We start from the raw sequence: 4,158 nt of genomic DNA, 5'->3' as shown, positions 1-4,158 counted from the left end.
AATATCGAAGTTGGTCCCATAGTAGAGATACTAAACGAACACAAAGCAGCGGGTCGAATCGGACTATTTGGCGGATCGAACTGGACAGTGCCGCGCATTCAAGAAGCCAATGAATACGCATATAAGCACAACCTGGAGCCATTCACCGTGAGCAGCCCCAATTACAGCCTTGCAGAACAGGTAAGAGAACCCTGGAGAGGCTGTATCAGCATCAGTGGACCTGACAACGAGGCGGACCGCGCGTGGTATGCGGAACAAAACATGCCCTTATTTACCTGGTCGAGTCTCGCACAGGGATTTTTCTCAGGCAGATTTACGCGCGAAACATTTGAAGACTACAAGGCAAACCTGCCCGGCTCCTGTGTCGAAGCCTATTGTTACGAACAAAATTTCAAACGCCTGGACCGCGCGGGAAAACTGGCAAAAGAAAAAGGGCTAACTGTGCCGCAAATCGCGCTGGCATTTAACCTGAATCAGCCCCTGAATCTCTTTTCATTAATCGGCGTATTCCATCCCGATGAGTGCAAGGCCAATATCGAGGCTCTCAATTTGAAACTCACACCAGAAGAACTCGATTGGCTGGACTTAAAACGCGACGACCGATGAGAGTGAGAGATATAAAAATATTAAAGGCCGATGGAACATCACCCACCGGCCTTTTTATTTTGATGGTATTGTACTACCTCAAATCTTTTGCCGCATCCAACCGCGCTTGACCTCGGGCTGTCTGCGAAATCCCTTTTGCGGTTTGGTACCCGTTGCCCCCATAGCCTGTTGACGCTTGTGATGCCCTTCCCACTGGCGTTGTGCGCGCTGGCCGTCACTTGAAGACAGCCACGCATCCAATTTTTCTTTCGATACGCCCTTTCCCGTCACAATGCCCCCTTTTTGAAATGCCTGTCGCCTGCGCTTGCTTTCGCCCCGCGAGCATCCCAATTTTCGGGCCATGTGCTTGTCGTCTTCGCCAGCAGCCAAAAGATCTGCAAAGGTGCGAAAAAATGTTTCTGGGTCGTCAATCTGAAGATGAGCCATGAGAGCCTCCTGATCGTCTTTAACGTAGCGTATCTAAAAAATGAGACAAAGACAAGTCGCATCGTGTTTCCAATAGCGATCAAATCCCGTCCGCTCAACCCCCAGCCCTTCTTTGCCTCTCGCCTTTTATCTGTGTCCATCTGCGTCCATCTGCGGATACCTTTCACCTCATCCTCGACGCCGACATCCACATATCGGGATTATTGCCGAGTTTGTCTTTAACACCTTCTGTGATCTCAGATAAGCGTTGCAGTATATCTTCAGACAATGCGAGATCAACCGAAGGGAGATTCCATTGCACTTCATCGGGATTTCTCGCGCCCACCAGAAGCGATGTAATGCCGGGTTGTTGTAGTGCCCAGGCAAGGGCAATCTCTGCCATTACAACGCCTGCTTCATCAGCGACATCGCGAATTTTTCCCAGCGCGTCAAATACTTCGGCCTCACAGCCTTCTTCACTGTGTCTGGACATGGGGCGGTCATCCGAAAACAGGCGGGTTCGCGCCAGACCATCTGGCACATCATCCGCAGAGGCATAACGTCCGGTAAGCAACCCCTGCATCAGTGGGCTATAACAGATAATGCCAATATTGTTTTCCAAACACATCGGCTGAATCTCGCGTTCAATAACGCGCCAGAGCAAGCTAAAGGATAACTGATTGGTGACAATATCGGCAACAGCGAGCAAGTCGCGCAAATCGCCGCAGGCAAAATTACAAACGCCAATAGCCCGAATTTTTCCCTGATCGCGGAGACGTTGAAGTGCGCTTGCTGTTTCTGCGATGGGAATATTGTGATTGGGCCAGTGAATTTGGTATAGATCGATATAATCGGTTTGCAGACTTTTCAAACTCTGTTCGCAGGCTCTGGGCAAATCATCGGACGAAAGATGACCGCCGCCAACTTTGGTGGCGATCACCGCGTCTTGCCGACGACCTTTGAGACCCTGCCCCAGCACGCGCTCGGACTTGCCATAGCCTTCTGCCGTATCGAAAAAGGTAATACCCGCATCGAGTGCGGCATGCACCGTCGCGATAGACACATCGTCGTCTTGCTCTCCCCAAACATCACCACCAGCAAAAGGCCAGCAGCCCAGAGCAATAACAGAGACATCGATATCCGTACCGGGCAGTTTGGTGTATTTCACGATTTCCTCCTACCGATACCAGGTGCCTTCTAAATAACGCGCTGAGAGACGGCGAGACAATTCGCGCCGTACCTCTGGCTCCTGTTCGGCAATATTGTGTTCTTCTGTCGGATCTGCAATCAAATCGTAGAGTTCCGTAACATCGTTGTAGTTCTCCACCAATTTGTACTCCCGCGTACGGATACACCTGAAATTTTGTATGCCACTTACGGTTTCCGTGCGGTGTTCCTCTGCCTCTCCGCGAAGCACCGCGCCAACTGATCGCGCATCGATATCCGAAAGCGGAGGCACGCCAGCGAGATCACATATCGTTGGATTCATGTCAATGAGTTCAACGAGAGCATCTGAGACGCGACCGCCTTCAATCCCAGGCCCAGCAATAATGAGGGGAACATGTACCGATGCTTCGTAAGGCACGCTTTTGGTGTACAAACCGTGATCGCCCAGCATTTCTCCGTGGTCACTGGAAAAAATAACATACGTATTATCGGCCATCCCCCGCCGTTCCACTGCCGCGAGCATCTCGCCGATCTGATCGTCAATAACTTCAATTGCCGCGCAATATTGCCGTCGGGTCTCTGCGATTTTTTCCGGGGTCATATCTTTGATGCGATCTTTTAAGTAAGCGGGCTTACCCGGCAAATTTGCAGGCGTGGCGGGTGGCATCTCTGCATCGCGGTACTTCTCTCCGTATTCGGCTGGCGGATCAAAAGGATCGTGAGGCCCCACAAAACTCACAAATAAATGCCAGGGAAAATCCCCGGGAATATTCTCAATCCACTCGACAGATCGCTGCCCAATATACACATCCTCAAAAGCTTCGGTGGGCAAGACCGAATCGTGACAGGAAGCGTGATAACCCTCGTTAGAGCGACGGGTATAATCATCGACAAAAGCACCGAGCAACCCTCTTTCCTCCAAAAAGTGGTTATAAGGTCCCTGCGGTGTTTTGGAATGTCCGGCGTGCATCTTACCCTCGCATTCAACCGGATGTGTAAAGCCCCACATATACGTAGCGGGCCTGTCGCCATCGCGTCCATTATACCCATCGGGTTTGGCCAGATCGAGCTTGCCCACACAACCCACGTAATAATTGTAATCGCGCAATTGCTGGTAATAAGTCGGTTGGCTGCGAGGCAAGAAGCAATTGTTCCCAACGCAACCGAGGCGCGAAGGCTGCATGCCAGAAGCCAGTGCAATGCGCGAAGGCGCGCAAACCGGACAATTGGTCGTGCATTGGGTAAAATGCACCCCTTGCTTTGCCAGACGGTCAATATTAGGGGTGCGAACAAAATCAGCACCTGCACAGCCCATGTAATCAAAACGATGCTGGTCATCCATAATAAAGAGAATATTGGGTCGATCTGTCTGCGGCATAGTTTATCTCCATAATATAAGGTTGTATCGCAGGTCAAGCCTGCGCGTCTAACAAATCTCTCGTAGCAATCAAAATGCCGTCTTCATCGGCGTAGAGATAATCGCCTGGAAGAAACGCGACACCGGCAAAAGCAAGAGGCGTATTTTGGCGTCCCTTGCCTTCTTTTCGGCTGCGGCGCGGCACAGCAAAACGCGCCTTGACGCCTATTTCAATTTGTGCAAGTTCAGACACATCGCGCACACCGCCATTTATGACAATCCCCGACCAGCCATTGTCACTGGCGATTTCAGCGACCATATCCCCCAAAAGCGCACACCACATTGAACCCTCGCCATCGACGACGAGAACGCGTCCCTCGCCCGGGGTTTCGAGGATCTCGCGCACCAGCACATTGTCTTCGCGCACTTTGACCGTGGCTATCGGGCCGCAAAATGCCGTAACGCCGCCATAGTCGTTGAACATCGGCTCGGCAACTTGAAGTGCGGGATCGGTTTCGTGTTCATCGCACAAATCAGTAGTTTTGAAAGCCATTAATCACCTCTTAAAATATTTTGAACAGTATATCTACATTTTTACGCCCTATAATTGCGTCCCAAAAGCG

General features: G+C 51.1%; 5 protein-coding genes. 1 reads left to right on the top strand and 4 read right to left on the bottom strand.

Going from position 1 to position 4,158, the window contains the following annotated elements; translation table 11 throughout:
- Positions 1–606: aldo/keto reductase (locus OXG87_05920; protein MCY3869076.1), on the top strand; the 606-nt coding region annotated here is incomplete at its 5' end.
- Positions 607–684: 78 nt separating this feature from the next.
- On the opposite strand, the gene OXG87_05915 is transcribed toward OXG87_05920, so the two are convergent.
- The 4 genes from OXG87_05915 to rraA all read right to left on the bottom strand — a co-directional run bounded on the left by OXG87_05915 (position 685) and on the right by rraA (position 4,088).
- A complete protein-coding gene (locus OXG87_05915) occupies positions 685–1,032 on the bottom strand; it encodes a hypothetical protein (GenBank protein ID MCY3869075.1) in 348 nt (115 codons plus the stop codon).
- 163 nt (positions 1,033–1,195) lie between these two features.
- Positions 1,196–2,179 (bottom strand): aldo/keto reductase, encoded by a 984-nt coding sequence (locus OXG87_05910; GenBank protein ID MCY3869074.1) that lies wholly within the window; start codon positions 2,177–2,179, stop codon positions 1,196–1,198.
- Positions 2,180–2,188: 9 nt separating this feature from the next.
- Positions 2,189–3,556: a sulfatase-like hydrolase/transferase gene (locus OXG87_05905; protein MCY3869073.1), complete on the bottom strand. Its 1,368-nt coding sequence runs from the start codon at positions 3,554–3,556 to the stop codon at positions 2,189–2,191.
- A 34-nt stretch (positions 3,557–3,590) separates the two neighbouring features.
- On the bottom strand, positions 3,591–4,088 hold the full coding sequence (gene rraA, locus OXG87_05900; GenBank protein ID MCY3869072.1) for a ribonuclease E activity regulator RraA: 498 nt from the start codon (positions 4,086–4,088) through the stop codon (positions 3,591–3,593).
- Positions 4,089–4,158: the final 70 nt, after the last annotated feature.

The sequence above is a fragment of the Gemmatimonadota bacterium genome (assembly GCA_026706845.1).
In the GTDB taxonomy this organism is placed as follows: domain Bacteria; phylum Latescibacterota; class UBA2968; order UBA2968; family UBA2968; genus VXRD01.
The sequence above is the reverse complement of the archived record's forward strand: the minus strand, read 5'-3'. Positions and strand labels throughout refer to the sequence as shown.

Excerpts from the sequence above, each read along its gene's own strand:
- rraA (MCY3869072.1), bottom strand. The coding sequence starts at position 4,088 with ATGGCTTTCAAAACTACTGATTTGTGCGATGAACACGAAACCGATCCC.
- OXG87_05905 (MCY3869073.1), bottom strand. The coding sequence starts at position 3,556 with ATGCCGCAGACAGATCGACCCAATATTCTCTTTATTATGGATGACCAG.
- OXG87_05915 (MCY3869075.1), bottom strand. The coding sequence starts at position 1,032 with ATGGCTCATCTTCAGATTGACGACCCAGAAACATTTTTTCGCACCTTT.